Annotated in this window: 5 protein-coding genes; all 5 read right to left on the bottom strand. The window is 59.1% G+C overall.

Annotated elements, in window-relative coordinates; genetic code table 11:
- Positions 1–75 precede the first annotated feature (75 nt).
- Positions 76–1,095 (bottom strand): phenylalanine--tRNA ligase subunit alpha, encoded by a 1,020-nt coding sequence (locus Q0L94_RS13755; protein ID WP_296754100.1) that lies wholly within the window; start codon positions 1,093–1,095, stop codon positions 76–78.
- Between the two features lie 163 nt (positions 1,096–1,258).
- Positions 1,259–1,618 (bottom strand): 50S ribosomal protein L20, encoded by a 360-nt coding sequence (gene rplT / locus Q0L94_RS13750; protein ID WP_296631549.1) that lies wholly within the window; start codon positions 1,616–1,618, stop codon positions 1,259–1,261.
- A gap of 12 nt (positions 1,619–1,630) precedes the next feature.
- Positions 1,631–1,828, bottom strand: a complete 198-nt coding sequence (gene rpmI, locus Q0L94_RS13745; protein ID WP_011311521.1) for a 50S ribosomal protein L35 — start codon at positions 1,826–1,828, stop codon at positions 1,631–1,633.
- Positions 1,829–1,963: 135 nt separating this feature from the next.
- The gene (gene infC, locus Q0L94_RS13740) at positions 1,964–2,488 is read right to left on the bottom strand and encodes a translation initiation factor IF-3 (protein WP_296754103.1); all 525 of its coding nucleotides are present in this window, start codon (positions 2,486–2,488) and stop codon (positions 1,964–1,966) included.
- A 121-nt stretch (positions 2,489–2,609) separates the two neighbouring features.
- Positions 2,610–2,866, bottom strand: a 257-nt coding sequence (locus tag Q0L94_RS13735) for a His/Gly/Thr/Pro-type tRNA ligase C-terminal domain-containing protein (RefSeq protein ID WP_296754093.1), incomplete at its 5' end; no start/stop codon positions are given.

Raw genomic sequence — 2,866 nt, 5'->3', positions numbered from 1 at the left:
TGGGGCGTATCGAGTGCGGGGTTGACCAGACTGCGCAGCCAGGCTTCTGAAAATTGCATGATGTATGCGCCCTAATTAATTGAACTGTTTAAGGAAACGCAAATCGTTCTCGAAGAACAACCGCAAATCGTCGACGCCGTAACGCAGCATGGCGAGGCGCTCGACGCCGAGTCCGAAGGCAAAGCCGACGAAGCGTTCGGTGTCGATGTCGACATGCCTGAACACGTTGGGGTGCACCATGCCGCAGCCCAGCACTTCCAGCCAGCCGGTGTGCGAACACACGCGGCAGCCTGCACCGCCGCACATCACGCAGCCGATGTCCATTTCGGCCGACGGCTCGGTGAAGGGAAAGAACGACGGCCGGAAGCGCACCGGCAGATCGTCGCGCTCGAAGAAGTTGCGCATGAAATCGGCGAGCACGCCCTTGAGGTCGGCAAACGACACCGACTCGTCCACCCACAGGCCTTCGACCTGATGGAACATCGGCGTGTGCGTGACATCGGAATCGCAACGGTACACCCGTCCCGGCGCGATGATGCGCAGCGGCGGCCGGTGGGTCTGCATGTAGCGCACCTGCACCGGCGAGGTATGGGTGCGCAGCAACTCGCCGCTCTGCAGATAAAAGGTGTCGTGCATCGCCCGCGCCGGATGGTCTTCCGGGATGTTGAGTGCGGTGAAATTGTAGAAATCGGTCTCGATCTCCGGCCCCGTCGCCACCTCGAAGCCGATCGAGCGGAACAGCGCCTGGATGCGCGTCAGCGTGCGCGACACCGGATGCACCCCGCCGCGCGCCAAGCCCCGTCCGGGCAGGGTCACATCCAGCGTTTCGGCCGCCAGCTGACGGTCCAGCTCGGCCTGCTGCAATGCGTCGCGGCGGGTTTTGAGCGCGGCTTCCACCGCCTGCTTGGCTTCGTTGATGCGGGCGCCGGCGGTCTTGCGCTCGTCGGCGGGCATCGCGCCCAGGCTTTTCAGCAGTTCGGTCAGCTGGCCGCTCTTGCCCAGATAGCCCGCCTTGACCTGTTCCAGTGCCGGCAAATCAGGGCTGGTCTGAATGGCGACAAGGGCGTCGGCAACGATTTCATTGGGATTGCGCATGAGAAGTTTCTAGATCTGGAATTTATCCGCGAAGGACGCGAAGCTCACGAAGAAAAGACCACTCTAACTTCGCGTTTCTTCGCGTCCTTCGCGGATAAACTGGTTTTCAAACCACACCAACAAAAAAAGGCCTTGCGGCCTTTTCTTGTTGCTTCGGTGACGCTTACGCGGCGAGCTTGGCCTTGACCTGATCGACGATCTTGGCAAAGGCATCCTTGTCGAAAATCGCGATGTCGGACAACACCTTGCGGTCGATGCCGATCTCGGCGCGGCTCAAACCGTTCATGAACACGCTGTAGGTCAGGCCGTGCTGACGCGACGCGGCGTTGATGCGGGCAATCCACAGGGCGCGGAACTGGCGCTTGCGCTGACGGCGGTCGCGGTACTGGTACTGACCGGCCTTCATCACCGCTTCGTTGGCGACGCGGAATACGTTCTTGCGACGACCGCGATAGCCTTTGGCGGCATCGAGGATTTTCTTGTGGCTGGCGCGGGCGGTTACACCCCGTTTGACGCGTGGCATGCTTTCTCTCCTTTATGCGTAGGGCAACATGCGTGCAACCGCTTTATGGTTGCTGGCATTGACGGTTTCCATGCCGCGCAACTGGCGCTTACGCTTGGTGCTCTTCTTGGTGAGAATGTGGCGCATGAAGGCGTGCGAGCGCTTGAACCCGCCGCCGCCCAGCGCGCGGAACCGCTTGGCGGCACCGCTCTTGCTTTTCATCTTAGGCATGATGCTTCCTTTTATTTCATGCGGCCAGGTGATCCCGCGGCGCGGAATGCTTCATCAACCCGACTGCACGTATTGTGGCGTTTTCAGCCCGCAGGCCTGAGAAACGCCGGTCTCGTTACACTCGAATCCGCTTGCTTAAACCTTCTTTTTCGGCGCCAGCATCATCACCAGCTGGCGGCCCTCCATCTTGGGGAACTGCTCGACCACCGCCAGTTCGGCCAGATCCGCGGAAACCCGCTTCAACTGGGCCATGCCGATTTCCTGGTGGGCCATTTCGCGGCCCCGGAAACGCAGCGTAATCTTGGTCTTGTCGCCTTCTTCAAGAAACTTGATCAGGTTGCGCAGCTTGATCTGGTAATCGCCCTCGTCGGTACCCGGACGGAACTTGATTTCCTTGATCTGGACCTGTTTCTGCTTCAGCTTGGCTTCGTGCTGCTTCTTGCTTTCCTGGTACTTGAACTTGCCATAGTCCATGATCTTGGCCACGGGTGGCTGAGCCGTCGGCGCAATTTCAACCAGATCCAGATCAGCTTCTTCTGCCTGACGCAGCGCATCGACAATCTTCACGATGCCAAGCTGTTCACCTTCCACACCGACCAAACGCACTTCCGGGGTTGTAATTTCCCCATTGATGCGTGTCTGTTTCTTTTCTGTCGCGATGAGCTGTTCTCCAAATAAAAACCTGACGCAATGCGCCGAGGCAAAAAGGTCAAACAAAAATAAAGAAGGCGCGGGACCAATCCCCTGTACGGGGCAGTCCCGACGCCTTGTTTGACCGCTGCTACTGGCGCGCCAGCGTTTCCGCTTTCAGGCGCGCGATGAAGCCATCCAAACCGAGCTGTCCCAGATCCTGATTGCCGCGGGCGCGGACGGCGACCACCCCGGCCTCCATCTCCTTGTCGCCAACGACCACCTGATAAGGCAGCTTCTGCAAGCTATGTTCGCGGATTTTATAAGTAATCTTGTTATTACTCAAGTCCGACACCGCACGGATACCCGCCTCGCGCAGCGCCTGGGTGACTTTTTGCACATATTCAG

The sequence above is a fragment of the Thiobacillus sp. genome, from assembly GCF_024708915.1.
The sequence above is the reverse complement of the archived record's forward strand: the minus strand, read 5'-3'. Positions and strand labels throughout refer to the sequence as shown.